This window comes from Enterobacter cloacae complex sp. ECC445 (assembly GCF_021892025.1).
Classification (GTDB): Bacteria; Pseudomonadota; Gammaproteobacteria; order Enterobacterales; family Enterobacteriaceae; genus Enterobacter; species Enterobacter chengduensis.
Window position 1 is genome coordinate 35495 of the sequence record NZ_JAKLRZ010000006.1, and the last position, 24439, is coordinate 59933.

The window sequence follows — 24439 nt, forward strand, 5'->3', positions numbered from 1 at the left end:
CAGCAGGCGGCTGGCGGCCTTCAGCGCGGGAAGACTAGTCCTCCCACTGGCTGACCAACTCGCCGTTGATGTACAACGCCTTCGGGCGCGTAACGGGCTCCGGCAGCGGTGGCTCCGGGGAATACGTCGCGTGCAGAGCGCCCTGATCCTGAGAAACAAGAATGCGCTCGGTCACCTGCACGCTGATGCTGATATCGGTCGTATCGTCATCATTTAAGACGGCCGAGAAGGTGTAACCGTTTTTGCGCCCTTCATCGAGGGTAAAAATGTCCGGCTGGTTTTCCCGCAGCCAGGCCAGCACCGGGACAAAAAATCCCTCGCTGTTGCCGGTGAACCCGCTGACCGTCGCGTTCAGCGCATACCGCTTTTCAAAGGAGAGTGAGGACGCCAGGCGGGCGTCAATGTTGCCGCTGCCGACCGACATCTGCAGGCGCTCCGGGTTGGCATTCAGCTGGGGGATCGCGTCAATTAATGCCTGACGCAGGCTCTTGAGTTTGTGCATCGAGTTTATCCTGACAGTCTTTAATGGTTTCAACCTGCAGCGCGCAGGCGATAAGGGCGTATTCAAGCCTACGAATATCCGCGCTGAGATCGCCGTTAGTGGCGGGCTCGCTTCCCGGCATCGGGCAACGGCTCACCTTCGGACAGGCGTTGTAAACAATGGGCTGCGGAGGCGCAGGCGGTGCGGGTGTGCAGCCTGCGGACAGCATCAGGCAGCTGAGCGGTATACCAGCGGCGTAACGCTTCATTTTCATTAAGTAATCTCCCGATAGTGGCTTCCCGTCTTGCCCGCTCCTCACCGGCAGTGACAAACTCTTCACGCAGCCTGACCTGGGCGTTTTCGTTTGCTCTGGCCATCCGTTGCGACTGGGAAAGCTGCTGGTTAAGCGTGGCGAGGGCATTTTTTTGCTCGCTGGCGACCCGGTTTGCCGTGGCTAAGGAACGGGATAAGGTCAGGTTGTCATGGCGCAGCCACAGCGTGATGGCCAGCAGCCCGGCCAGCGCCAGCATCAGGGCCCTCACGGCAGCCCCTTCATGCACCAGGCCTTCTCGCGAACGCGACGATTTTCAAGCCCGGCATTTTTGACGCCGTTGACGTACACCCAGCGGGTTAGCTGTTCGCACGCCTGCGGCCACTGTTTACGCTTAATAAAGGACACCAGCGTCGAACGGCAGGCGGCGCCTACACCGACGTTAAACGTAAAGCTCACCAGCGCGTCGTAGACCCGGGGCGGCATCTCCACTGCCACGCACGCCGCCAGACGCCGCTCAACGTTGAGTACATCAGCAACCAGGTTTGCGGCAGCCTCGCGCTCGGTAACGTCCCGCGTCGGCACGACGTTTGCCGTGTGGCCAATACCTGACGTCCATACACCGGCGCTGCACCGGTAGGGCGAGAGGCGACATCCTTCGAGATCGGCAATCAGCGCCAGCCCCTCCGGGGACGTTTTCAATAATCGAAAGTCAGGCATCAGCACCGCCAGGGCCAGCACGCTGGCGACGCTGCAACGCTTAATGATTGAGTTCACGAATGCTCTTCTTATCGAGGCCAAGAGACTGGAGGTAGCGCCAGGTTTTACGCTTAAACCAGTAGTTGGTCAGCGCGGTAAAAATGGCGCAAACGCTCCCCACGTACAGCGCGACTTTCTCAGGAGACATCGCCCCGAACCAGGCCAGCGCCACGGCCAGCCAGTAGGCGATAAACGTGGTGATTTTCTCCAGGCTCAGTCCCATAGGTTTACGGATTCTTTGGTGGGGGCGCTATTCACCTCCGGCATCTCGACCGGCGTGCCGTGAGGCAAAATAACGCCTTGCTCCGCGAGGCCAGGATTGGCCTTCAGAACGGCTTCAACGACGCCAGCCGTGCGCCCATAAAAGCGGGCGCAAACGGCATCAAGCGTGTCCCCCTGCATTGCATAAATTTTCATCAGACGCTCCCAACATCCGGTCTCCAGGTACCGTAGAGTTTCCCGGGCCAGCCGCTTTTTCGCTATCGCTGAAGGATGGACAATCGCGGGCACAACAGGCCGTCCGCGAGCAGCGAAGCGACTTTTAGCGGAAGCGCAAAATGTGAATGAGGGTGTGCGTTCGGGCGATAACGCTAAGGCTAGCGCCAGCTTTCGTCTTCCCAGACTTCCCGGAGAATAGCGTCCAGCATTTCGCGATCGGCCTCTTTTTCAAGCCCCTGGAGCTCGACCCCCGTCACCGATCCTATTTTCACGGTCACCCGCGATGACGGAAACAGGGATCGTACTCTGCGGGTCAGTTCGCTCTGAAAAGCCTCAACGACGGCAGGAGCAATCAGTTGATCCTTATCGAGAGTAATGTTCACCCGAACGTTGCTCTCTTTTTTGATTCGTTCCGGAACAGGCGATGCTGAGAAAACCACGGTAAACGCGTTGTTCTTGATTAAATTTCCCCGCGCAATCTCAGCAATCAAATTCAGGGCAATCTCACGATCTCTTTCCTGACACGTTCCTTCGGTCGTCAGTCGCGCAATCATCTCGACGCGTTCAATCATGACCTGCTCGTTCAACTCTCTGTCCACACAACCTCCACCACGAGATACTGTATAAACATACAGTAGCATGTATTCATAAAAAGAGTGAAGCGAAAAATCAGAACCTTTCGCGGTATGTACATGATATGGATGGAGATTAGCGTGTTCTCTGAGCGAAGCAATCCGTTAAATACCCAATACGTTCAAGGATTTTCCGCGCCTTTTCCGGGTAGGAACACGGTGCAGGAAATAGCGATCCGTCAGCTGCGCCTCTGCACCATTTATCGTTAAAGCGGCTGACGCCACCTGCCATAAGATGCAGCGCCTCTCCCCGGCTGATGGCGATAGCGGTGGTGAGCCGTATCTCCTCGATCACCTTTTCCGGGATCCCGTTCTGCGGATCGCTCGCGAAGACGATGGCCGACGTCGCGCCGGGGCGGATAAATTTGATGCGCTCGGTTAATGCCCGCCTCGCACGACGGCTGAGAGGTTGAGAAAGATCGGTGAGCGTACAGTTATCGACAGAACTCCGAGAGGATCCAGGCGCGCTCTTAAGATCCGCGACCCGCTTCGGCACAATTTTCCACTGGGTGAGTCGGGTTATAATCGGGCTGCCCGCGCCAACGACGGCATCGTACACGCCGCGGATGCGGACCGTTTCCTCCCCGTACTGGTTAAACCCGGCGCGCGGCGCGTACAGGGTGCGCACCTGTAAATCATCGCGACGCACAAACGGCCCGCCCTGCGCGGTGACGTAACCCGCCCAGTCGCCGGCGTCGGCAGCCTCATGGACGGCGGCAAACTCAACGCTCAGACCGCGCGTGGCCTCGGTATCCGCCAGACGCCTCAGCTCGCGGTAGACCGTTACCGGCGCACCGCCGATGAACTGAAACTGGCGAATATGCCAGCGCCCCGCCCAGGCCGACACGGCGGACGCGGAGTCCTTCAGCAGCCCGCCGCTTTCGTTATCGGTCTCGCCATCAAGCGCATAGCCGTCGATATTCTTCGAGATGTATTTTGCGATATAGCCGGTTGCACTGCCTTTCTGCGGATCGATCGCGTCCGCGTAAAAGCGCGCCCGTCTGGCGCTTTCGCTCTGCAGCTCATCAGCATCCTCCTGCCGCGCGTAATCCCCGATAATCCGGCGAACGCATTCAACATCTTTCGGCAGCATGAACATCAGCATGTGCCAGTGGGGCGTACCGTCGTGATGGGGTTCCGCAACGCGGATTCCGAAAATACGGATCCCCTCCCGGTGCAGCTTTGCGCGGATACACGCCCACTGCCGGGTAAAGTAGCCTTGCGTATCCGCCGGGCTGGCGCCGTTCCACTTCGCGTTCGGGTAGCCCGATTTCAGCGTCGCGTGATACGGCGCGGGCGCGGTTAAGGTATAGAACTCGCCCACATAGCCCAGCGCCTCGCAGATATTTTCAAACCCGCGGATGCGGGTCATCAGCTCACAGCGGCGTATCGCCGGATTGGCCACCGAGGTATCGTATTTTTCAATCAGGCTGATGCGGTTGCCCTCCTCATCTTCCAGCTCCATCCCCTTGAGAAATTCGCGGGTGCGGCGCTTCTGCTCGCGCCACTCGGTCACGCAGCGTTTGCTCGCATACGCCGTTCTCTTTTTGCTGACGTTGCCGAGGGCAATCTGCAAATGCTCGCGCCAGGCAGCCGCGATCCGACGCAGACGCCCGCGCCACCACGCCTCGGAAAACAGGCGGATCACCGCCGCCGCTACGTCATCTTTGTCGAAAAACGTTTTCGACACCCGCTCCCAGTGAGGAGGCGACACGTTGAACTGCCGGGCGATCAGTCCGGCGCGTTGATACCAGACGTACAGCGTCTGGTATTCGCCCATCTCCGCATCGTTAATATTCGCCAGCTCGCCGCGAATAAAGCTGGCGATATCGGCGGCCAGCAGGTCGATATCCGCGCGGGACATATCCGGAAGGCGGTTATAGCGGGCAACCAGCGCGACCATCCGCGAGGCGAGGTATTGCAGAAGTGGAGTGTCGAAATGACCGTCAAAAACGGCCCTGGAGACCTCGTCGTGCAGGCCTGCGCAGCTATAGCGTTCAGAGACCTGCCGCAGGCGGGGTAACATCCTGTTGCAGAAGCGGATCAAGAAGGCATTGGCCTGCGGGCTGCCCCGATGTTGCTCGAGGGCGTCAACCGTGCGCCAAACCTCAAAGCGAACGCAGTCAGGCTGCTGTGAGAGGGCCATTCTTGCCTGCTGCAGCGCCGCGAAAAGGCGGTTGCGGCGCTGCTGCTGGGCATGGGTGAGATAAGGGCTGGCAATGGCCGACCGCGGAGCATTCCACGGATAAGCAAATGGCGTAGCCAATTCATCCTCCCCGGACGTGTTTATTTTTCATCTCCGCGATCTCCTGACAGGTGACGCACAGGGCCACGCCGGGCACCGCCATCCGGCGCGCCTCGGGTATCGGAGCCTCGCACTCCTCGCAGAGGAAACGCGAAGGCGATGCGGGCCGTCTGCGGGCGCGATCAATGTAACGCTCCCTGTCTTCCTGCTCGCGCGCCTGAGCAAGATCGATAAAGTCGGCCATCAGTGCAGCTCCTGGGATTCACGCTCGTAGCGGGCCGCCTCGTGGCACAGCAGTTCCGCCACGTCTTCACCGCTCATGCCGGTTTTGTAGATATGGCTCGCCAGCGCCTCCAGACGCAGGGAGACCGCGAGGGCTCGCGCGCATCGTTCCTCTGTTTTTGCTTCCGCCAGCAGGCGTTGCAGCTCTTCGTTCCCTATCGGGTAAGGGCGGTTTTCACCGTGTCGCATCACGCGTTCTCCTTAATTTCAGGCAATAGAATGCCCGGCGGGTTTACGCCATAAGTTTTTGGGTTGGGTTACAACGGCATGGTCAGCCGTTCAGGAAATAAACTCACGACAGCACGAATATGGTTCATGGCGTTAATCAGCGCCCTTTTCTCCTCTGTGGCCAGCTCGCTGAAATCGCACTCATGACGGGCGACGGGCAGTCTCGCGAGGAAAAAAAGGGCGGCCAGCGCCCTGCCGTTCTCCTCAAAACAGGGATCGCGCCTATCGCGCATGTCAGCCATAAACCGAGCCAGATCTTTTCCGCTATCGCTTCCGTATCGGGCGCGGAGTTCAGCGACGTGGTTAAGCCCGCTAAGACGCTCCCCCACGCTAAGTGGAACCCTTGCACGGGCAGCTTCTATTGCCATATCACCTCTCGCGTAAATGTATGCACGCTAATGCATTCAAAACGGGCAGAGCACGGCTTTTTCCGCCGTTTGGTGATTGCGATTTCAGATGCCATGCTTCATGATTCCCATTTTGATACTGTCTGCAATCATTAGCCTCTGTTTGCCAACGTCTGCTGCTGATTGCCCGCATTTGCAATGATATTAATACCCAAATGAGTATTAGTAAACACCCAAAGGAATATATTTTGATATTAGATTCTCAAGTGAATAATGAAGAGTTACTCGATAGAATCTGTCAGGTATATGGTTTCACCCAGAAAATCCAGCTCGCACGCCACTTCAATATCGCCGCCAGCTCGCTTCAGAACCGCTACGCGCGCGGTACCATTTCTTATGACTTTGCGGTGCAGTGCGCGCTGGACACCGGCGCGAGCCTTCGCTGGCTGATGACCGGACAGGGTGCGCAGTTTGAAGGTCACGGCGCGCCGGGCGATCCGGTTTCGGTTTCGTCTTTCACACTCAGTGACGGCAAACTCGAAGAAAATTCCATTTTGAGTATCGACTCTGCTGTCTTTAGCAAACCGCTGGCGCGCGGTATCGCCATTCGGGCAGAGGGGAAGCTGCACTTTATTGAAAAAGACGCCTCGTTAACCGACGGCCTGTGGCTGGTTGAGATTGAAGGCACCGCCAGCATCCGCGACCTCACGCTGCTGCCGGGGAAAAAGCTCCACGTGGCGGGCGGCAAGGTGCCCTTTGAATGCGGTATCGACGAGATAAAAACGGTGGGTCGCGTGGTGGGGATTTACAGCGAGGTGAGCTGAGGCTGCCAGATTCAAGGCTGACGACAATCGTCAGCCTTTTGATTGATTTACAACGTTATTTTTCGATGTAGTTGTATGAAGTCAGAATTCCTTTGTCAGAAAAATCGACGGACAGGTGCTGCTTGCGATCCAGATTAAGTGGAATGATGAGATAGATACGCCGGTCGAGGATCTGCGACGTATACTCCCAGTGGCGCGTATTGTTGTAGTCAGCCGTATTTGCAGGTACGCCAAAAGCAATCAGCACATCTTTGCGGGTCGTGACCTCTGGGATCAGCTTCTGCTTTATCTCTTTTTCTGAATACTGAGCCAGGCTTGTCGCCTTGGTTCCGTCGTAGTTCGATGCACATGAGGCGCTCAGGAGACAGGCTAACGCCACGCCGAATATGTTAATGGCTCTCACTGTACAAAATCCTTTTCAACATAAATGCCATTGACGGTATCAAGCGCGACTTCTTTCATATAAAGCACGCAATATCCCGTTTTATCGCTATAGCTAATATGCCCTTCGTAGATTTTTTTCTTTTCTGGCGTGAAAGTGAGCGATACATTACACCCCTGGTATAAAGCATGCTGAATAGTCGTTTTTTCGTCTGGCACAATCAGCGTTTCGAAATAGTCTTTATCGTATTTCTTTCCCGTGACTTTAGGGAGACCGATATCTTTCGTCGACCCAAGGAAAGGATTCAGATAGCGATTGTGTTTAAGTACCCACCCACCTGTTTCTTTCCCATATTTATCATACTGATAGATACCATAACTCATCGGCGGGCCAATGAGGCGGATCTTAGCCACATCCTCGCTATTCGCGGGAGGCGTGTACATTTTCGGCTCAGGAAAAAAAGTGCTACAGCCAGAAAGACTCACTATTGCTGAAATAATTATATATTTTAAAAATCGCATACCGTTACCTTTATATATCTATCATTGCTTATTTTTCGGGAGACAATGCCGAGGCATTAACATCCCGAAATGTTATTAACAAATCACTCATAGATTTAAGGTCAATTAAAAAAAATAAATTTAGGTTTAGTGTAATAAAAATGAGCGTGACGTCGGATTTTTGAGGAATTTACTAATACGATTTGTACATTGAAATGGCCATTGTTACATGATGTTCCTCAGGCACGGAGAGCGCTGCGAGCCCCATAGCAAAGCTATGGAAGCATGTGCAGAGCGGGAACGAAGAACACAAACCATCATGTCTCTTTAATCACAAACCTAAAAACTAAAGAAATCCCCCATCGCGCCGATCATCATCCGTGTGTATTATTTCCTGTAGCGTTTACAACAACTAACCTTAACTCAAATACTTAAGCGCCAAAGCGAAAGGCATCATGAGCACACCGATCAAACGGCTAGAAATCATTAAAAATGCCATTGAGCTGGAAGATGACGACATCATCCAGAGCCAGCTGACACGCCTGAAAAATGAAGCGTTTGACGATGAGCTACAGGCAATCGTCGTGGCGCTCGAGGAGAAGAACTACACCGCGGCCATGGCGGCCATTACCGCGTGGCTCCAGGGCCAGCGCGCCGTAACCCCGTGGCGCGACCCGCAGGTGGCCGCCAGCAAGCTGGAGCTGAAGGCGCTGGAAGAGCGTCTGCGCGATCTCATTGACCGCCGCAACGCCCGCGTGCAGCAGCTTGATGAGTTTAACGACCTCTACTTCTCGCGCCTCGGGCCGCTGATGCAGCAGATCCTCGCCCTGCGTAAAACGCTGGCCGAGCTCAACCTGCGCCGTCAGCAGGCGGAGGCGCGTCGTCGCGAGGAAGATTACCGTCGCTGCCAGCGCTATATGGCGCAGGCGGTAGAGGTGCTGGCGACGCTCACCCAGCGCTGGCGCGATCTCCCGGCCGACTCCGTTCAGGCCGCAGAGGCGCGTAAGCATCTGGAGCAGCAAAGCAATCTGATTGCCAACCTGCTGGCCGAAGCGCTGGAGCTGGAGAGCGGCTTAACGCGCGAAGAGGAGCCTGCACGTCAGGCGCGCGACGACGCTAACGAAGAGTACGAGAAGTATCGTGAGCAGCATCACGATGCCGAGGTGCGGCTGCGGAAAGGGAAGCATCTTTCAGAAGAAGATCAGAACGAGCTCAAGCGTCTCTGGCGGCAGGCGAGCAAGCTCTGCCACCCGGACCTGGTGGCGGACGATCTGAAAGAAGAAGCGAACAATATGATGGTGCAGCTCAACCAGGCGAAGCAGCGCGGCGATGTGAAAGCCATTCGCTCGCTCGTGGCCCGCCTGCAGCAGGGCTTCGAGCCATTAATGGCAAGCGACAGGCTGAACGATCTGGAACGTATCCGCAAAAAAATGGCCCAGGTCCGCGAGCAGATCGACACCCTGGTAAACGAGCTGGCTGAGCTGGAGAAAGAGGAGTCCTGGCTGCTGGTCTCCTCGCTGAGCAACATGGAAGCATACTTTGCCCAGCAGGAAAAAGCGCTGCACGAGGTTCGCGCCTCGCTCGAACATCAGGTGAACGAAGCGCAGCTGGATTCGGCAGCCTGATTATTTGGCGTGCCAGTACGCGCTGGCACGCACCAGCTGAGGGTCAATGTCGTCGGTTTCAAACTGACGGCTCAGGCTTTTCACCACCTTCCCTTCTCCGGTCAGCCAGATAAAGTAGTCGTCCCCCGGAACGGTCAGCGCCGCCAGATGGTCCGCGACTGCCTGCTCGCTGTGGCCTACCACCCAGGTGATGTTGAACTCGCTCAGGTGCGCCAGATAGGCCTTATAAGATTCATCCCCGACCGTCACGACCGCATGAACGTCCGGGCGAACCGGCAGTTTCGCAATCGCCTCCAGGCGTCGGCGCAGCGCGGGCATGCCGGATTCATCGCACGCGTACAGCTGCCAGGCGTAATCCTCCGGCACCACCAGCGAACCGCGCGGGCCGCCGATGGTCAGCTTGTCGCCTGCTTTCGCGTTTAACGCCCAGTTGCTGGCAATGCCGCCGTCATGAATGAAGAAATCGAGCGCCAGTTCATGACGAGACTCATCGTACAGCGGCGTATAGTCGCGCGCCTGCGGACGCACGCCGTCGCCCCAGTCAATGCCTTCATCGGTCACTACCGGCGGTACAAACGTTGCCCCGGGTGCCGGGAAAAAGACTTTGGTGTGGTCGTCGAAGCCGCGGGAGCTAAACCCCTCCAGCGCCTCGCCGCCTAACACAATGCGCTGGAAACCCGCGCTTACGCGCTCAACGCGGAGCACCGTCAGCTCGCGAAAACGCAGATCGTTACGAACACGCTGTGGGTAACGGGTAGATGCCATTTTTAGCCCCTTCTCTGGTGAATACGATATATCTAAATCAATTCTTAAATGATAATGATTACTAATAATGAAAAATGCAAGATCTTTTAGATTGCATCTGAATATATCTTAGATATAGTTTAGATATATCAAATTTAAGGGCCTGTTATGCGACACGAACACGAAGGCGGCGGGCGTCGGCCGCGCTTTTTCGGCCACGGCGATCTGCGGCTGGTCATTCTCGATATCCTGACCCGCAGCGCGAGCCACGGCTACGAGCTGATCAAAGAGATCGAGAACCTGACCCAGGGAAACTACACGCCAAGCCCGGGCGTCATCTACCCAACCCTGGATTATCTTCAGGATCAGACCTTTATCACCATTACGGAAGAAGAGAACGGGCGTAAGAAGATTACGATCACCGCTGAAGGACAAGGCTGGCTGGACGAAAACCGGGAACAGCTGGAGCAGATCCAGGTGCGGATCAAAGCGCGCGGCGTCGGCTTTCAGCTGCGCAAAAACCCGCAGATGAAGCGGGCGCTGGATAACTTCAAAGCGGTGCTGGACCTGAAGGTGAATCAGGGCGATCTCAGCGACGCGCAGCTCAGACAGATTATCGGCGTCATCGACCGCGCGGCGCTTGAGATCTCCCAGATGGATTAAGCCGGTGCGTGCTCGCTCACGCGGAAGACGCGTACCAGCTCTTTCAGGTGCATCGCCTGTTCGTTAAGCGATGCCGCCGCCGCGACGGACTCCTCCACCAGCGCAGAGTTCTGCTGGGTGGTGGCATCAATCAGGCCAATCGCGCTGTTAATCTGCGAAATGCCTTCCGTCTGCTCGTGGCTGGCCTGGCGAATTTCGCGCAGAATCACGTCCATCTCCTCCACGTTGCCGACCATCCCGTTGATCAGCGCGCTCGCTTTTTCGACCAGGTTCATCCCGTCCTGGGTCTGGCTGGTTGAGCTCTCAATCAGCTCGCGGATTTCGCTGGCAGACGACGCGCTCTTCTGGGCAAGCTGGCGCACCTCTCCGGCGACCACCGCAAAGCCGCGGCCGTGCTCACCGGCGCGCGCCGCTTCCACCGCCGCGTTCAGCGCCAGAATGTTGGTCTGGAAAGCAATGGCGTCGATCAGGTCGATAATGTCGGACATCCGGTTCGACGTTTCGTTAATCAGACGCATTTTGCTGGTCACCTGCTTCATCATCTCGCCGTTGTTTTTGACCACCGTGGCGGCATCCGCCGAGAGGTTGGTCGCTTCGCCGGTATGCGAGGCCGTATTTTTCACCGTCGCGGTGATCTGCTCCATCGAGGCGGCGGTCTGTTCAACGGAACTGGCCTGCTCTTCCGTGCGCGCGGCCAGATCCTGGTTCCCGGCGACAATCTGCGCGGCCGCGCTGGAGATATTCTCCGAGCCGGTCTGTACCTGCTGCACAATGTCCAGCAGACGCGTTTTCATCTCCATCAGCGCATGCAGCAGCAGGCCCGTTTCATCTTTGCCGTGCGGCGTGATGCTGCCCGTTAGATCGCCTTCTGAAATGGCTTTAGCAAAATGCACCGCCTCGCCGAGCGGACGGGTGATAGCGCGCACGATAAACCAGCCGATCAGGCTGCCTGCCGCGACGCTAAAAAGCGTAATCAGGATCAGCAGCAGGCGATTAGACCTGAAATCCTCTTCGACCTGCGCGCCTGCGCTCTGCATCTCGCCGTTTTGAATGGCAATCAGCTCCTTCACCTTCGCTTTATAAGCCTGCTGCACGGCGAGGGTGGTGGTCATCATCTCCTGAATGGCACCCGCACGGTTGTTGTTCTGCACCGCCTGCAGGATGCGGTAGCGCGAGTCCAGGTACTGCTGGCGCACGCTGCGGATATCCGCCAGCACCTGCTGGGACTTCTGATCCTGCAACACGTTGTTCAGCTCGCCCAGGATCACCGTGATGTGCTCGCTGATCTCTTTCAGGTGCTGCTGAGATTGCCCCGTGTAGGTCCCCTGCTCGTCCAGCAGCATCAGCTGTTGCGTGCTAATAAATTCCTGGAAATTATCGATTAACTGGTTCGCTTTTACCGTGGTTGGATAATCACTGGTAATAATGGATTGCATCCCGTTATTTGCCCGGTTCAGGCTCAGCAGAGACAGGCTCGCGCTGATCGCCATCAGGACAATAAAGAACCCAAATGCCAGAAATAATTTCGTGCCGATCTTTACGTCATGTAAGAACATATTTTCTCCATCGATGTGATTATTTCTCAGACGATCGCTGTTATCGGTAACGATTTTGCTAACTTTATGACTTTGATCGTTTTTTTATTTCATAATCACCACAATGGATAGGTACAGACTATTAATAACGCCACATCGATCGTTACCAGACCACCAGAGGGGTAATTTTCAAAATAGCACGCTGAATAACTGACTTAGGCAGGGATAAATAACTGAGACACTTTCTTTAGTTATTTAATATTAAATTAACAATAAAACTCAGCAATAGTCACAAGCAGACGTTAAAAAGCCGCTTATTCCTTACGGAATAAACGGCTTTATTGGAACATGACTGACTCAATGGAGCACGGTCACCGCATCCTTAAGACGCCCGGCGCGGTGCTTCACCATGGACGAAATGTGCGCGCTCTCCTCAACCAGGTCGGCGTTTTTCTGCGTGATGCTGTCGAGTTCGGCCACCGAACGGGTCAGCTCTGACAGCCCGGTTGCCTGCTCGGAGGTCGCGTGGCTGATCTGGGCGATAAGCTGCGTCACGTTTTTCACCTGCTCGACAATATCGTCCATCGTGCGGCCTGCGGCGTGTACCTGCTCAGAGCCGGACTGCACCTTGCTGGCGCTGGCATCAATGAGTTTACGAATATCATTCGCGGCGCTGGCGCTGCGGCTGGCGAGATGGCGGACTTCGCCCGCGACCACGGCAAACCCTTTCCCCTGCTCGCCTGCCCGTGCCGCTTCAACTGCCGCATTGAGCGCCAGAATATTGGTCTGGAAGGCAATGTCGTTAATCAGGGAGGTGATCGAGCCAATTCGCTGCGTGCTGTCGGCGATGTCGTCCATGGTTTTGACGACGGTCTGCATGGCATTGCCGCCCTTCGTCGCCGCGCTGCTCGCGGCTACGGAGAGTTTATCCACCTCGGCGGCGGTTTCGGAGTTGCTCTGCACCGACGCGGCCATCTGGTTCATCGTCGCGACGGTCTGCTGCACGTTCGCCACGGTCTGACGCGTCCGATCGTTGAGATCTTCATTCCCCTGCGCCAGCCTGTCGCTGCCGTCACGGACGCTCACCACCTGGCTCGACACGTCATTAATCAACCAGCGGCACATCAGGCCAAGCTGCCCTACCGCCCGCAGCGTTAGCCCCAGCTCGTCGCTGCGGTTCAGGTGCTGCACGCTGTTGCGCTCGCCGGTGGCCACCCTCAGCGCCTGTCGCGCCACATTCTCTACCGGACGGACAATCTGTTGTTCAAACAGCACGGTTCCCAGCAGCATCACCGCCGCCGCCGCCGCGAGCGGTGCCCAGCCTGCGGAGGTCGTTACCAGCGTAGCGGTGAGGAGGGCAAAGAGCGCCGCCATCACGCTGCGCACGCGCCAGCGCAGCGGCATGGCCGGCAGTTTGCCCAGCCAGCCCTTGCCCACCACCAGCCCTTTGTGAATTCGCTTCTTACAGCGCCCGTCGTTCAGCGCCCGGTAGAGCGGCTCCACGGCGGCAACCTCTTCCGCGGTGGCTCGGGTACGAATCGACATATAGCCCGTCACCTGCCCGCGGCGCACCATCGGCACCGCGTTAGCACGCACCCAGTAGTGGTCACCGTTTTTGCGTCGGTTTTTGACAATCCCGCTCCACGGCTCGCCCTGCTGCAGCGTGTACCACATATCGGCAAACGCGGCTTTTGGCATATCGGGATGGCGCACCATATTGTGCGGCTGGCCCGTTAGCTCATCCAGCTGATAGCCGCTCACCTGCACAAAGGTGTCGTTGGCGTGGGTAATGTAGCTGTGGACGTCGGTGGTAGACATTAAGGTGGTGTCATCGTCCAGAGGATATTCATTCTGGGTGACAAAGGTTGGAGAGGACATGGCGTGCATCCCTTGCAGGTTATTTGAATGTTAATTTTGTGGGTCAATGTTTTTTCGGCGGTAAACAATTTATCTTTAGTTGTTAAACTTGATGGAGATCGCAGATTTGACTTAAACCATACTTTTTGTACGATTTTTTAATTCATTGATATCTAATACTTTCAAAAAGAAATTACCTGTAAAGCATGACCCGTTAACGCCCACTTAAGTTGCAGCCTATGCACTCCTTTAGTGCAGCGCCGCGCTTCCCCCCTGTCTTTTACTCTCTACCCTGTACCGCTAAATACCGTTTGGCTTCTATCGGCATGATTAAATATTGTGCAACATTATTTTAACCTGGCGTTTATCCCGATTTTCGTTAAGGCATCTGAAGTGGCGTAATCCCTGCAATACTTAAACCAGTATCATGTGATACGCGATCCCCGGGAGCACATTTTGAACAGGTTACCTTCCAGCGCCTCGGCTCTTGCCTGTACCGCGCACGCACTGAATCTCATTGAGAAGCGAACGCTCGATCATGAGGAGATGAAACAGCTTAACCGAGAGGTCATTGATTACTTTAAAGAGCACGTCAATCCAGGATTTCTGGAGTATCGCAAATCTGTTACCGCCGGCGGGGATTACGGAGCCGTAGAGTGGCAAGCGGGGAGTCTGAACACGCTTGTCGACACCCAGGGACAGGAGTTTATCGATTGCCTTGGTGGTTTTGGTATCTTCAACGTGGGGCACCGTAATCCAGTTGTGGTTTCCGCCGTACAGAATCAACTTGCGAAACAACCTCTCCATAGCCAGGAACTGCTCGACCCGCTTCGCGCCATGCTCGCGAAAACGCTGGCGGCCCTAACGCCCGGCAAACTGAAATACAGCTTCTTTAGCAACAGCGGCACGGAATCGGTCGAAGCGGCGATTAAGCTCGCCAAAGCGTACCAGTCGCCGCGCGGGAAATTCACCTTCATTGCCACCAGCGGCGCGTTCCACGGTAAATCCCTGGGCGCACTGTCGGCGACCGCTAAATCCACCTTCCGCAAGCCGTTTATGCCGCTGCTGCCGGGCTTCCGCCACGTGCCGTTTGGCGACATCAACGCCATGCGCACCGCGCTGAGTGAATGCCGTAAAACCGGCGATGACGTGGCGGCGGTGATCCTGGAGCCGATTCAGGGGGAAGGCGGCGTGATCCTGCCTCCGCAGGGCTATCTGCCTGCCGTGCGTCAGCTGTGCGATGAGTTTGGCGCGCTGCTGATCCTCGACGAAGTGCAGACCGGAATGGGGCGCACCGGCAAGATGTTTGCCTGCGAGCATGAGAACGTTCAGCCGGACATTCTGTGCCTTGCGAAGGCGCTCGGCGGCGGCGTGATGCCAATTGGTGCGACGGTCGCCACCGAAGAGGTCTTCTCGGTGCTGTTCGACAACCCGTTCCTGCATACCACCACCTTTGGCGGTAACCCGCTGGCCTGTGCGGCCGCGCTGGCGACCATCAACGTGCTGCTGGAGCAAAACCTGCCCGCGCAGGCGGAGCAGAAAGGCGACATGCTGCTGGACGGCTTCCGCCAGCTGGGCCGGGAATATCCGGATCTGGTGCAGGAGGCGCGCGGCAAGGGGATGCTGATGGCGATTGAGTTTGTTGATAACGAAATCGGCTACAGCTTCGCGAGCGAGATGTTCCGCCAGCGGGTGCTGGTGGCCGGCACGCTTAACAACTCGAAAACCATCCGGGTTGAACCCCCGCTGACGCTGACGATTGAGCAGTGTGAGCAGGTGCTGAAGGCGGCGCGTAAAGCGCTGGCCGCGCTGCGGGTGAGCGTGGAAGAGGCGTAATAAAATGCCGGGTGGCGCTAACGCTTACCCGGCCTACTTTTTATCGGTGAAACTCCGCCACGGTCATGGTGAAGCGAAGCACGGTATCACCCTCGTTGGCATAGCCGTGCGCCGCTTCCGTTTTCGCCACCGCCGATGCGCCAGCGTTAACCTGGGTCACCGTCTCGTCCACCGTCAGGGTTAACACGCCCGCGTTTACGTGCAGCAGTTCAAAGGTTCCCGCCGGGTGCCCCGGAGAGGTAAACCGTTCTCCCGGCTGCATTTCCCACTGCCACAGCTCAATCATATCCGGGCCCGCTGTGCCTGCCAGCAGTCTGGCGTAACCACCCTGTTCACCCTGCCACAGCACCGGGATGGCCTGTTCTTCAATAACGTGTACAACCGGCTCGCTGGAGACGTTGACAATATCCGCCACCGACACGCCGAGCGCGGCGGCCAGCTTGCACAAGATGGCAATGCTGGGGTTCGCTGCCCCTTTCTCAATCTCAACCAGCATCCCTTTGCTGACGCTGGCGCGGCGGGACAGCTCGTCCAGCGACATTTTTTTATCTTTACGCCAGTTGCGGATGCGGTTCGCCACGGCCAGGCTTACCTGGGCAACATCGGCTCCCTGCGCAGTCATTATATTGACTTTATCAGTCATTGGTCACTACCATGGTATAAAACAGTCAATACAGGATTATTTATGTCTCTCGTTACGCCGTCAATAGATCCGCGTCTTGCCGGAATTGCCCCGGGCTTTCGGGCGCTGAGCATTCTGGTTGAAGCCGCACCGATTACCCATCCAGAAGTTGCCCCTGCCGCGCTGGCGCAGGCCTGCCAGCAGGTGTTAAATGATGATGTGCCGTGGGCAGATGCGCACCTCTCAAACTGGGATGAGGTATTTAAAGCCTTCGGCGCGAAACCGAAACGCACGCCCTGCTCCGCCGCGGCCCTGCGCAAGCGGGTCTTAAAAGACGGCTCGCTGCCGTCGTTAGATCCGGTCGTGGATATCTATAACGCAGTGAGTATTCGCTACGCCATTCCGGTAGGGGGCGAGAATCTCGCGGCCTACTCCGGTGCGCCGCGCCTGACGCTGGCCGAAGGTCATGAACCTTTCGATACCTTTAAAGAGGGCCAGCCGATGTTGGAATATCCGGAGCCGGGCGAGGTTATCTGGCGCGACGACCTCGGCGTCACCTGCCGCCGCTGGAACTGGCGACAGGGGGTACGCACCCGTCTTGATAGCGAAGCGCAGTCCATGTGGTTTATTCTCGAAAGCCTGCCGTCGATGCCCTTAACGGCGCTTGAGGAGGCGGGCGCAGAGCTCATCAACAACCTGCAACGCCTCATGCCAGGCGCAACGGCTCAGGTTCAACTGCTGGAACTGTAAGAGGACAACACGATGTTTCACGGGTTAAGTGCGTTTTCGTTAACGCCCCTGAAAGCGGGAAAGTTTGACGAGCAGACCTTTATCAACCTGCTGCGCCCCCTGGTCGACGCGGGGGTGGATTCGCTGGGTGTTCTGGGTTCAACGGGCAGCTATGCTTACCTCACCGTTGAGGAGCGCACGCACATTACCCGCTGCGCGGTGGAACATGCCAATGGCACTCCGGTCATGGTCAGTATTGGCGCACTGAGACTGGATGACATTCTGCGTCTGGCCGAGCACGCGCAGAAGGCGGGTGCAGCCAGCGTGCTGATGGCACCGGTGTCGTACCAGCGTTTGACGACGGACGAGGTCTATTCGCTGTATGAGACGGTAACTCGCCAGCTCTCCGTCCCGCTGTGCGTTTATGATAATCCCGCCACCACCGGGTTTGAGTTTAGCGACGAGCTGATGTTTGCCGTAGCGGCGCTGCCCAATATTGGCTCGGTGAAAATGGGCCGCATGCCGGAGGATGTGTCGCAGGTGCGGGCGCGTCTTCCCAAGACGGTCACGCTGGGGATAAGCGGCGACTGGCGTGCAGCATCCGCCCTGCAGGCCGGGTTTGACGTCTGGTATTCCGTCGTCGGCGGGCTGTTCCCTCGGGCGGCACTGGCAATCGCGCACTCGAAAGACGGTACGGAATCAGAACGTCTGGCGCCACTGTGGGCGCTGTTCCGCCGTTACGGCAGCTTGCGGGTGATGGCAGCGGCAGCCGAGATGCTGGGAAAAGTGGAGGCACCGGCGCTCCCCTTCCCGCTGCAGGCGATTCAGGGTGAGCCGCGCGAGGCGCTTGCTGCGATCCTGGCGGAGCTGAAGCTGGCCTGAGAAACGCCGGGTGGCGCTTACCCGGCCTACAAAACTTCATCCATCTGTTGCGTCCCCGATCAAACGAGGAATCTCGCAATAATGATTCCTTTTTCAGGATGAGATATCATTTCCAGATAATCGGCCAGCAGCCTCTGAGGGACCATGCGCTATTTTTTTCTGGGATACAGCGCCTTTCCGTTCCTGGATTATGTCGCCGGTATGCCGTGTAAAAAGTGCTTATTCTCCGCGACGTCCTTGACGCCCTGATGCGTAAATATAGCTTTGATCCCGCCATATGAGCCTATTCGCGCAAATGTGGTGCGCACATTAACATCGGCACTCGAAAATAGCGGCTTCAAAACAGATTTCTACCTGCTGGATAAGTACGGTAATCAGGATAGCCATCCTGATAATTGTCAAATAAACAACTCAGCCATCAGGAAAATACTGCGCAGACAGCCTGCTCGCAACACTGCTGGAGTAAAACCTGGCCGCGCTGCTGGCGAGCGTGGAAGAGGTATGACATAAAGACCTACTCTTCAGATGTAGAGGGCGTGTTTTCAATTGTCTATATGATTCAATAATATTTCTTGAATATATTTATAGAAAATTCTGTCATCGCGTTAATTTATCGACCGCATCAATAACTTCACAGCATTAGCCGTCCCTTCGATTTTACAAAATACTCCCAACGCATGTAACAGGTATAAAGTACAGTGTTATTATAAACACTAATAACCTTAATAGTACATCAATAAATACAAGGCGTTAAGAATAAAGTAATGCACCACGCCAAAATCATTAATTACAAGTTAATTCATTTTTAAGTAAAAATAATACTAAAGGAGTAGTCCCAATATTGATCTTTTTTTCACCTAAACATAAAATAAACTTCAACGTTGTTTATTTGTAAAGCTAATATCATCCTTCCACTTCACATGCTAACGGATTGAGAAAGCCGTTCCAAACAAATTAAACATCAAATCAACCAAATAGAACTTTATTTAATAAAAGGATTTGTATGAAAAAGAATATTTTGGCACTGGTCACTGCTGCAGCAGTGACGGGCGGTATTTGCGCGAACGCGCAGGCTGATACCGTAACCGTCTCTGGCGGTACCGTTGATTTCGTTGGGCAGGTTGTCAATGCCGCCTGTTCTGTTGCTGCTGATTCTGTCGACCAGACCGTTATTCTGAGCCAGGTTCGTACCGTGAAACTGACGCAGGCAGGGATGCTGGCCAATCAAAAAGAAGATTTCCAGATCAAACTGGAAGACTGTGACACCTCCGTAAGCCAGAACGCGGCGGTCATCTTTAACGCACAGCAAGATGAATCACAGCCCGGCACGCTGGCGAACACTGCAGGCGCTGGCTCCGCGCTGAACGTGGCACTGCAGCTGTTTGGACCAGATGGTAAGAAGCTGAATCTGGGCACGACATCGTCCACGATTAAGTTGATCAACGGCGAAAACATTATCCCTCTGAGCGTTGATTATATTGCCACAGGCGCTGCTGTAGCAGGTAACGTTGCCGCAACCGCAACGTTCCAGATGGTTTACTCCTGATTAATTAACCCGATAGCCCTCAGCACGAGGGCTATATAGATCCTTTATTTCTCAAGCAGGTAAGAGAAGTCGTCATGAAGAAAATGTGTAAAATAGCCAGCGGACTCTTATTTGTGTCAGTAATGGTATCAAATGCCTATGCTGGAGGAATTGCCCTGGGCACGACTCGCGTTATTTATCCTCAGGGTGACAAACAAGTTTCACTTCCTGTTATCAACTCTTCAACAAACAACGCTTTTTTAGTGCAATCGTGGGTTGCCAATGCCGATCAGTCTAAATCTTCTGATTTTATCCTGACCCCACCGTTATTTGTCATGCATCCTAAAAAAGAGAATACCATACGGATTATGTACGTCGGGCCTGATTTGCCGACCGATCGCGAAAGCGTATTTTACTTAAATAGCAAAGCGATACCTGCGGTGGATAAAAACAACTTGCGCGGAAACACGCTGCAAATTGCCACTCAAAGCGTCATTAAATTATTTATACGCCCTAAAAAGCTACCGACCCCTTCTATTGATGCGCCGAAAACGCTTCGCTGCCGGGTCGCTAATGGCAAAGTCACCATTACCAATCCATCGCCGTATTACGTCTCGCTGGTGAAGTTTAACGTCGGCACCACGCTGCTTAAGAACAACATGGTTTCACCAAAAAACACGCTTACGGTCGACGTACCCGGTGAACAGGCCGGACAAGTGAGCTTCCAGACGGTTAATGACTTCGGTGCGACTACGCCGGTGCAGTCATGTCCATCCGCCTAGCCGCGGGAACGAACGCTGCGCCACTAACCTCCAGGCATAAACAGACAATGCATCGTAAGCAACAACATTTGTTAAACACAGGTAACTATTCGCTGGCGCCCGTAGCGCTGTCAGTCCTGTGTATGTTGGCCTCTTTGGATGCACGGGCAAGTTACTACTTCAACCCTGCATTTCTCTCCAGCGATCCATCCGCGGTTGCAGATTTATCACGCTTCAGCGCTGATGGGCAGGCACCTGGCACATATCGCGTCGATCTGTGGCTAAATGACAATTTTCAGTCAACGCGAGATATTGTCTTCAACGCACGTAAAGCCTCCGCACCAGGCGATGACGATACAGGCCTGACGGCCTGCTTCACGCTGAAATCCTTAGACGATCTCGGCGTAAATGTTCACTCTATTCCTGCGCTGAAAGATGTCTCCCCCGACAGCTGTATCGATATTGCGACGGCCATTCCGGCCGCAAGCGCGCGTTTTAATTTCGAACAGCAGCGTCTGGATCTGAGCGTTCCGCAGGCGGTCATTCGCAACAATGCGCGCGGATACATCCCACCAGAACAATGGGACGAGGGCATCAATGCCCTGCTACTGAACTACAACTTCAGCGGTTCTCACAGCCGTTCTCAGGGTGAAAACAGTTCAACATCAAAGAACTACTTCCTGAACCTGAACAGCGGGCTCAATCTTGGGCCGTGGCGCCTGCGCGACTACTCGACCTGGAATTACAGCCACTCCGGCTCCAGCAGTTATAACGACTGGGAACACGTTTCAACCTATGCCCAGCGGGCCATTATTCCGCTTAAGAGTCAGCTTACGGTTGGGGAAAACTACACGCCCTCCGAGGTGTTTGATAGCCTGCCCTTTCGCGGCATCCAGCTAAACTCCGATGACAACATGTTGCCAGATAGCATGAAGGGCTTTGCGCCGACTATCCGTGGCATCGCGCGTTCAAACGCTCAGGTCACCGTAAAGCAGAATGGCTATACCATTTATCAAAGCTATGTACCGCCTGGCGCCTTTGCCATTAACGATCTGTTCCCTACCTCCTCCAGCGGTGACTTAACCGTAGAGGTGAAAGAATCGGACGGCAGCATAAACAGCTACTCCGTTCCGTACTCCGCCGTTCCGGTTTTACAGCGCGAAGGCCGCGTAAAGTATGCCGCAACGGTTGCCCGGTATCGCAGCAACAGCAGTCAGCAGAACGATCCGAATTTTGCGCAGGGCACGGTAATTTGGGGCCTGCCAAAAGGCTTTACGGCGTATTCAGGCTCACAATTGTCGTCCAATTATACTGCCCTTGCCCTGGGCGGCGGTGTGAATATGGGCACGCTGGGCGCGGTCTCGGTGGATCTCACCCATGCAAAAAGCGAGCTTTCGGATGACTCCACGCACAGCGGGCAATCCATTCGTTTTTTATATGCCAAATCGCTCAATGGCTTAGGCACCAACTTCCAGCTTCTGGGGTATCGCTACTCGACTTCCGGGTTCTATACCCTTAATGAGACAACCTATAAGCGGATGGAAGGGTACAACGGCGATAACGGTGATAATGAGCACCAGGACGATCAAGACACCACGCCGGTCTGGACGGAATATTACAACCTCTATTACACCAAACGCGGCAAATTGCAGTTCAATATTTCCCAGCAAATTGCGCAGGCTGGCTCAATCTTCCTTACCGGCAGCCAGCAAACGTACTGGCATACCGATAAAAAGAACACGCTTGTGCAGGTCGGATACAGCGGTACAACGGCGGGTATCACCTACAACCTAAGCTACAACTACAACAAAGCCCCCGGTCTGGAGAAGAGCGACAGCATCTATTCTTTGACGCTGTCGCTGCCTATCAGTCTGTGGCTGCACCCCGGCGGGGACGTGACAAAACGCGTCAATAATATGTACGCCACGGCAGGAACGAGTACAGACAATCACGGTAAAGTTTCGAACATCGCGGGTTTGAACGGAACGCTGCTGGAAGACAACAACCTGTCCTATGCCATTCAGCAGGGTTATCAAAACCAAGGGGAGGGAGCCAATGGCTCGCTCAACGCCGAGTATGACAGTGCGTATGGCAACATCAACGCCGGTTATAACTACAGCAACAACGGTGACTATCAGCAGATCAACTACGGGCTTGAAGGCGGCGTTGTCTTACACCGTAACGGCCTCACGCTCAGCCAGCCGCTCGGTGAAACGAATGTACTTATCGCCGCCCCGGGTGCCGGCAATGTGAAAGTTGAAGATGGACCAGGCATCCATACCGACAGTCGCGGCTACGCGATCGTCCCTTACGCCACGGCCTATCACCGTAACCGGATGGCGCTGGATACCAACTCCTTGCAGGACGATCTTGATATTGATGAGGCGGTCGCGCACGTCGTTCCAACTCAGGGCGCTCTGGTGCGCGCAACCTTCAAAGCACGCCAGGGCGCGCGTGCGCTCTTTACCCTGATGCACAACGGCAAGCCCGTGCCGTTTGGCGCAGTGGTTGCCCTCATCGACGAAGGTGGAAATACCATTGTCGGCGAAAATGGCGAAGCCTACCTGTCGGGTCTGAGCCAGAAAGGGTCACTCCACGTCCAGTGGAGCGACGCAGTTGACGGCCAGTGCAACGCAAATTATCAGTTACCCGAAACGAAGCAAACTTTGGTTCGTTTGAAAGCGGAGTGTAAGTAAATGCTCAAACCTTCATCAACGTTATTACTCATTCTGCTGACCTCCTTCAACTGTCTGGCAAGCGTTTGTCATAACGTCAACAATTCTGCCTCTCTGGTGAATTACGATTTAACAACAACGCTCACCAAGGAACAAAACCAGCTTGGCCAGGCGACTGAAATGACTAAGTCTCAGTTTGTTGGCGTAGACGCGATATGTCCTGAGTACGATCCCACTAACACCGATAGTCGAACATATCGAAGCTACATCACCAGCTTCCCCGTGGTTGAAACCGACGGACAATGGCAGTACTTAACACTCGATCCAGAGTATATAAACGGCGCCATGAGCATTACCGACACCGACGCTGGGGTTTTCTATCCCCCCATTAACTACATTCATATGGGTCGAAACACGCAGGTAAATAGGCTAAAAAGTTTCGGGGTTTATGACTCGAATTTAACGTTCCGGTTAAAGGTCGTTAAGCCGTTTATTGGTTCCGTGGTCATTCCATCCAGAACGATGTTTAACGTCTATGTCACGACCAATAATAAAGACCCGCTTTCTACCATCGTTTACCAAATTACTTACAGTGGTGTTGTCACCGTTCCGCAAAACTGCGAAATCAACGGCGGTCAGATTATCACCGTTGATTTAGGGAAGCTGAATAGCGCCGCCTTTAACGAGGCGGGGAAAAAGCCGTATAACGTGCCAGAGAAAACCTTCAACGTGCCCATTGCCTGCAACGGCGACGTCATCTCTCCGGCGCATCTGACATTGCGTATGCAAGCCACGCCAGACAGCCATATTGCCGACGCCATTGCGACGGATAACCAGGATGTTGGCGTAGTGGTCACCAGTGAAAACGGTTCAATTTTAAAGCCCAACGATATCAACAGCAGCGTCGATTTCACGACCAATGACGCAGGCAACGCCAACATTACGCTGAAAACCTACCCTGTCAGTACGACCGGTAACGCGCCAGCGGAAGGGATATTTACGGCACTTGCCTGTTTGCGAGTCGATTTTGCCTAGGTGCGATGCATGAAAACATTCTTGTTAAAAGTAATAACGCTGTTGGCTTTGCTCAATACTCTTGCCGCGTACGCCGACAGTGGGGCGGTCTATAACCTGCGTGTGACGGGAACCATCATCAGCGAGTCCTGTGAAGTCGACACATCAAGCCAGGAGCAAAGCGTCTCACTGGGTGAGTTCGATAGCAGTGATTTCCCGTCAACGGGAGCGACATCGGCATGGGTGCCGTTTAATATTCAGTTGAAAAATTGTTCAAAAGCAATCAACGGGACCAAAATCTGGTTTAGTGGCCTGGCCGATACTGACAACCCGGCGCTGCTTGCGTTAAGCGACACGGGCAAAGGAACAGGCAGCACGATGGCGACAGGTCTCGGTGTGGAAATTAGCGATGCGGACCAGAGCATAGTGCCCATTAACAATACTGAATCAGCTACCTTTCCGCTTCGGACCGGTGATAACGAACTGACATTCAACCTGCGTTATAAATCAACCCGTCAGGACGTGACGCCGGGGGACGCGACCGCCGTGATGTATTTTGACCTTCTTTATCAATAAGAGCGC

The 24439-nt window shown here is 55.0% G+C and carries 28 protein-coding genes; 11 read left to right on the top strand and 17 right to left on the bottom strand.

From position 1 onward, the window contains the following. Nucleotides 1-34 precede the first annotated feature (34 nt). From L6R44_RS07715 to L6R44_RS07765, 11 genes are all read right to left on the bottom strand, one after another. Nucleotides 35-502, bottom strand: a complete 468-nt coding sequence (locus L6R44_RS07715) for a phage tail protein (RefSeq protein ID WP_237423764.1) — start codon at nucleotides 500-502, stop codon at nucleotides 35-37. Next, complete coding sequence (gene lysC / locus L6R44_RS07720; protein WP_229226321.1) at nucleotides 465-710, bottom strand: Rz1-like lysis system protein LysC; 246 nt, start codon at nucleotides 708-710, stop codon at nucleotides 465-467. The genes L6R44_RS07715 and lysC overlap by 38 nt, the downstream gene beginning before the upstream one ends. Then, complete coding sequence (gene lysB / locus L6R44_RS07725) at nucleotides 598-1011, bottom strand: Rz-like lysis system protein LysB (protein WP_272930049.1); 414 nt, start codon at nucleotides 1009-1011, stop codon at nucleotides 598-600. The genes lysC and lysB overlap by 113 nt, the downstream gene beginning before the upstream one ends. A gap of 8 nt (nucleotides 1012-1019) precedes the next feature. Then, nucleotides 1020-1529 carry a lysozyme gene (locus tag L6R44_RS07730; protein ID WP_237423766.1) on the bottom strand — a complete coding sequence of 170 codons (510 nt, stop codon included), beginning with the start codon at nucleotides 1527-1529 and terminating at the stop codon, nucleotides 1020-1022. Beyond that, nucleotides 1513-1734 (bottom strand): HP1 family phage holin, encoded by a 222-nt coding sequence (locus L6R44_RS07735; protein WP_023616187.1) that lies wholly within the window; start codon nucleotides 1732-1734, stop codon nucleotides 1513-1515. The genes L6R44_RS07730 and L6R44_RS07735 overlap by 17 nt, the downstream gene beginning before the upstream one ends. Further along, the gene (locus tag L6R44_RS07740) at nucleotides 1725-1928 is read right to left on the bottom strand and encodes a tail protein X (RefSeq protein WP_237423767.1); all 204 of its coding nucleotides are present in this window, start codon (nucleotides 1926-1928) and stop codon (nucleotides 1725-1727) included. Before L6R44_RS07740 ends, L6R44_RS07735 begins: the two co-directional genes overlap by 10 nt. Nucleotides 1929-2107: 179 nt before the next feature. Beyond that, on the bottom strand, nucleotides 2108-2548 hold the full coding sequence (locus L6R44_RS07745) for a DinI-like family protein (RefSeq protein ID WP_237423768.1): 441 nt from the start codon (nucleotides 2546-2548) through the stop codon (nucleotides 2108-2110). Between the two features lie 109 nt (nucleotides 2549-2657). Then, nucleotides 2658-4847 (bottom strand): replication endonuclease, encoded by a 2190-nt coding sequence (locus L6R44_RS07750; protein ID WP_237423769.1) that lies wholly within the window; start codon nucleotides 4845-4847, stop codon nucleotides 2658-2660. Between the two features lies 1 nt (nucleotide 4848). After that, nucleotides 4849-5070, bottom strand: a complete 222-nt coding sequence (locus L6R44_RS07755; protein ID WP_237423770.1) for a TraR/DksA family transcriptional regulator — start codon at nucleotides 5068-5070, stop codon at nucleotides 4849-4851. Continuing rightward, complete coding sequence (locus L6R44_RS07760; protein WP_237423804.1) at nucleotides 5070-5297, bottom strand: DUF2732 family protein; 228 nt, start codon at nucleotides 5295-5297, stop codon at nucleotides 5070-5072. Before L6R44_RS07760 ends, L6R44_RS07755 begins: the two co-directional genes overlap by 1 nt. A gap of 68 nt (nucleotides 5298-5365) precedes the next feature. Continuing rightward, the gene (locus tag L6R44_RS07765; protein WP_237423771.1) at nucleotides 5366-5704 is read right to left on the bottom strand and encodes a DUF5347 domain-containing protein; all 339 of its coding nucleotides are present in this window, start codon (nucleotides 5702-5704) and stop codon (nucleotides 5366-5368) included. Between the two features lie 227 nt (nucleotides 5705-5931). Between L6R44_RS07765 and L6R44_RS07770 the strand changes: the two genes are divergently transcribed. Next, on the top strand, nucleotides 5932-6507 hold the full coding sequence (locus L6R44_RS07770) for a phage repressor protein CI (RefSeq protein ID WP_237423772.1): 576 nt from the start codon (nucleotides 5932-5934) through the stop codon (nucleotides 6505-6507). Between the two features lie 55 nt (nucleotides 6508-6562). On the opposite strand, the gene L6R44_RS07775 is transcribed toward L6R44_RS07770, so the two are convergent. Next, nucleotides 6563-6910: a hypothetical protein gene (locus L6R44_RS07775; protein ID WP_237423773.1), complete on the bottom strand. Its 348-nt coding sequence runs from the start codon at nucleotides 6908-6910 to the stop codon at nucleotides 6563-6565. Then, nucleotides 6907-7410 carry a hypothetical protein gene (locus tag L6R44_RS07780; protein WP_237423774.1) on the bottom strand — a complete coding sequence of 168 codons (504 nt, stop codon included), beginning with the start codon at nucleotides 7408-7410 and terminating at the stop codon, nucleotides 6907-6909. The genes L6R44_RS07775 and L6R44_RS07780 overlap by 4 nt, the downstream gene beginning before the upstream one ends. A gap of 434 nt (nucleotides 7411-7844) precedes the next feature. Between L6R44_RS07780 and L6R44_RS07785 the strand changes: the two genes are divergently transcribed. After that, entirely contained in the window at nucleotides 7845-9014 is a 1170-nt protein-coding gene (locus L6R44_RS07785; RefSeq protein WP_237423775.1) for a DNA repair protein, read from the top strand. Here L6R44_RS07785 and L6R44_RS07790 read toward each other — a convergent pair whose 3' ends face one another. Continuing rightward, on the bottom strand, nucleotides 9015-9779 hold the full coding sequence (locus tag L6R44_RS07790; protein WP_237423776.1) for a siderophore-interacting protein: 765 nt from the start codon (nucleotides 9777-9779) through the stop codon (nucleotides 9015-9017). A 147-nt stretch (nucleotides 9780-9926) separates the two neighbouring features. Between L6R44_RS07790 and L6R44_RS07795 the strand changes: the two genes are divergently transcribed. Further along, a complete protein-coding gene (locus tag L6R44_RS07795; RefSeq protein ID WP_032642214.1) occupies nucleotides 9927-10421 on the top strand; it encodes a PadR family transcriptional regulator in 495 nt (164 codons plus the stop codon). Here L6R44_RS07795 and L6R44_RS07800 read toward each other — a convergent pair. Together L6R44_RS07800 and L6R44_RS07805 are read right to left on the bottom strand one after the other, a co-directional pair. Next, nucleotides 10418-11977 (bottom strand): methyl-accepting chemotaxis protein, encoded by a 1560-nt coding sequence (locus L6R44_RS07800; protein ID WP_045890495.1) that lies wholly within the window; start codon nucleotides 11975-11977, stop codon nucleotides 10418-10420. The two genes, L6R44_RS07795 and L6R44_RS07800, sit on opposite strands and share 4 nt — an antisense overlap. Nucleotides 11978-12313: 336 nt before the next feature. After that, nucleotides 12314-13834 carry a methyl-accepting chemotaxis protein gene (locus L6R44_RS07805; RefSeq protein ID WP_237423777.1) on the bottom strand — a complete coding sequence of 507 codons (1521 nt, stop codon included), beginning with the start codon at nucleotides 13832-13834 and terminating at the stop codon, nucleotides 12314-12316. 435 nt (nucleotides 13835-14269) lie between these two features. Here L6R44_RS07805 and ygjG point away from each other — a divergent pair, with 435 nt between their 5' ends. Continuing rightward, entirely contained in the window at nucleotides 14270-15649 is a 1380-nt protein-coding gene (gene ygjG / locus L6R44_RS07810; protein ID WP_237423778.1) for a putrescine aminotransferase, read from the top strand. A 40-nt stretch (nucleotides 15650-15689) separates the two neighbouring features. On the opposite strand, the gene L6R44_RS07815 is transcribed toward ygjG, so the two are convergent. Then, on the bottom strand, nucleotides 15690-16292 hold the full coding sequence (locus tag L6R44_RS07815; RefSeq protein ID WP_237423779.1) for a helix-turn-helix domain-containing protein: 603 nt from the start codon (nucleotides 16290-16292) through the stop codon (nucleotides 15690-15692). 42 nt (nucleotides 16293-16334) lie between these two features. Here L6R44_RS07815 and L6R44_RS07820 point away from each other — a divergent pair, with 42 nt between their 5' ends. The 7 genes from L6R44_RS07820 to L6R44_RS07850 all read left to right on the top strand — a co-directional run bounded on the left by L6R44_RS07820 (nucleotide 16335) and on the right by L6R44_RS07850 (nucleotide 24433). Beyond that, nucleotides 16335-17021 carry a B3/B4 domain-containing protein gene (locus L6R44_RS07820; RefSeq protein ID WP_237423780.1) on the top strand — a complete coding sequence of 229 codons (687 nt, stop codon included), beginning with the start codon at nucleotides 16335-16337 and terminating at the stop codon, nucleotides 17019-17021. Nucleotides 17022-17033: 12 nt separating this feature from the next. Then, on the top strand, nucleotides 17034-17882 hold the full coding sequence (locus L6R44_RS07825; protein ID WP_237423781.1) for a dihydrodipicolinate synthase family protein: 849 nt from the start codon (nucleotides 17034-17036) through the stop codon (nucleotides 17880-17882). 1003 nt (nucleotides 17883-18885) lie between these two features. Beyond that, complete coding sequence (locus L6R44_RS07830) at nucleotides 18886-19428, top strand: fimbrial protein BcfA (RefSeq protein ID WP_032642229.1); 543 nt, start codon at nucleotides 18886-18888, stop codon at nucleotides 19426-19428. 74 nt (nucleotides 19429-19502) lie between these two features. Next, nucleotides 19503-20189: a fimbria/pilus periplasmic chaperone gene (locus tag L6R44_RS07835; RefSeq protein WP_237423782.1), complete on the top strand. Its 687-nt coding sequence runs from the start codon at nucleotides 19503-19505 to the stop codon at nucleotides 20187-20189. A 47-nt stretch (nucleotides 20190-20236) separates the two neighbouring features. Further along, complete coding sequence (locus tag L6R44_RS07840; protein ID WP_237423783.1) at nucleotides 20237-22864, top strand: fimbrial biogenesis usher protein; 2628 nt, start codon at nucleotides 20237-20239, stop codon at nucleotides 22862-22864. Beyond that, nucleotides 22865-23878 carry a fimbrial protein gene (locus L6R44_RS07845; RefSeq protein WP_237423784.1) on the top strand — a complete coding sequence of 338 codons (1014 nt, stop codon included), beginning with the start codon at nucleotides 22865-22867 and terminating at the stop codon, nucleotides 23876-23878. It begins immediately after the preceding gene. Between the two features lie 9 nt (nucleotides 23879-23887). Then, a complete protein-coding gene (locus tag L6R44_RS07850) occupies nucleotides 23888-24433 on the top strand; it encodes a fimbrial protein (protein WP_237423785.1) in 546 nt (181 codons plus the stop codon). Nucleotides 24434-24439 lie beyond the last annotated feature (6 nt).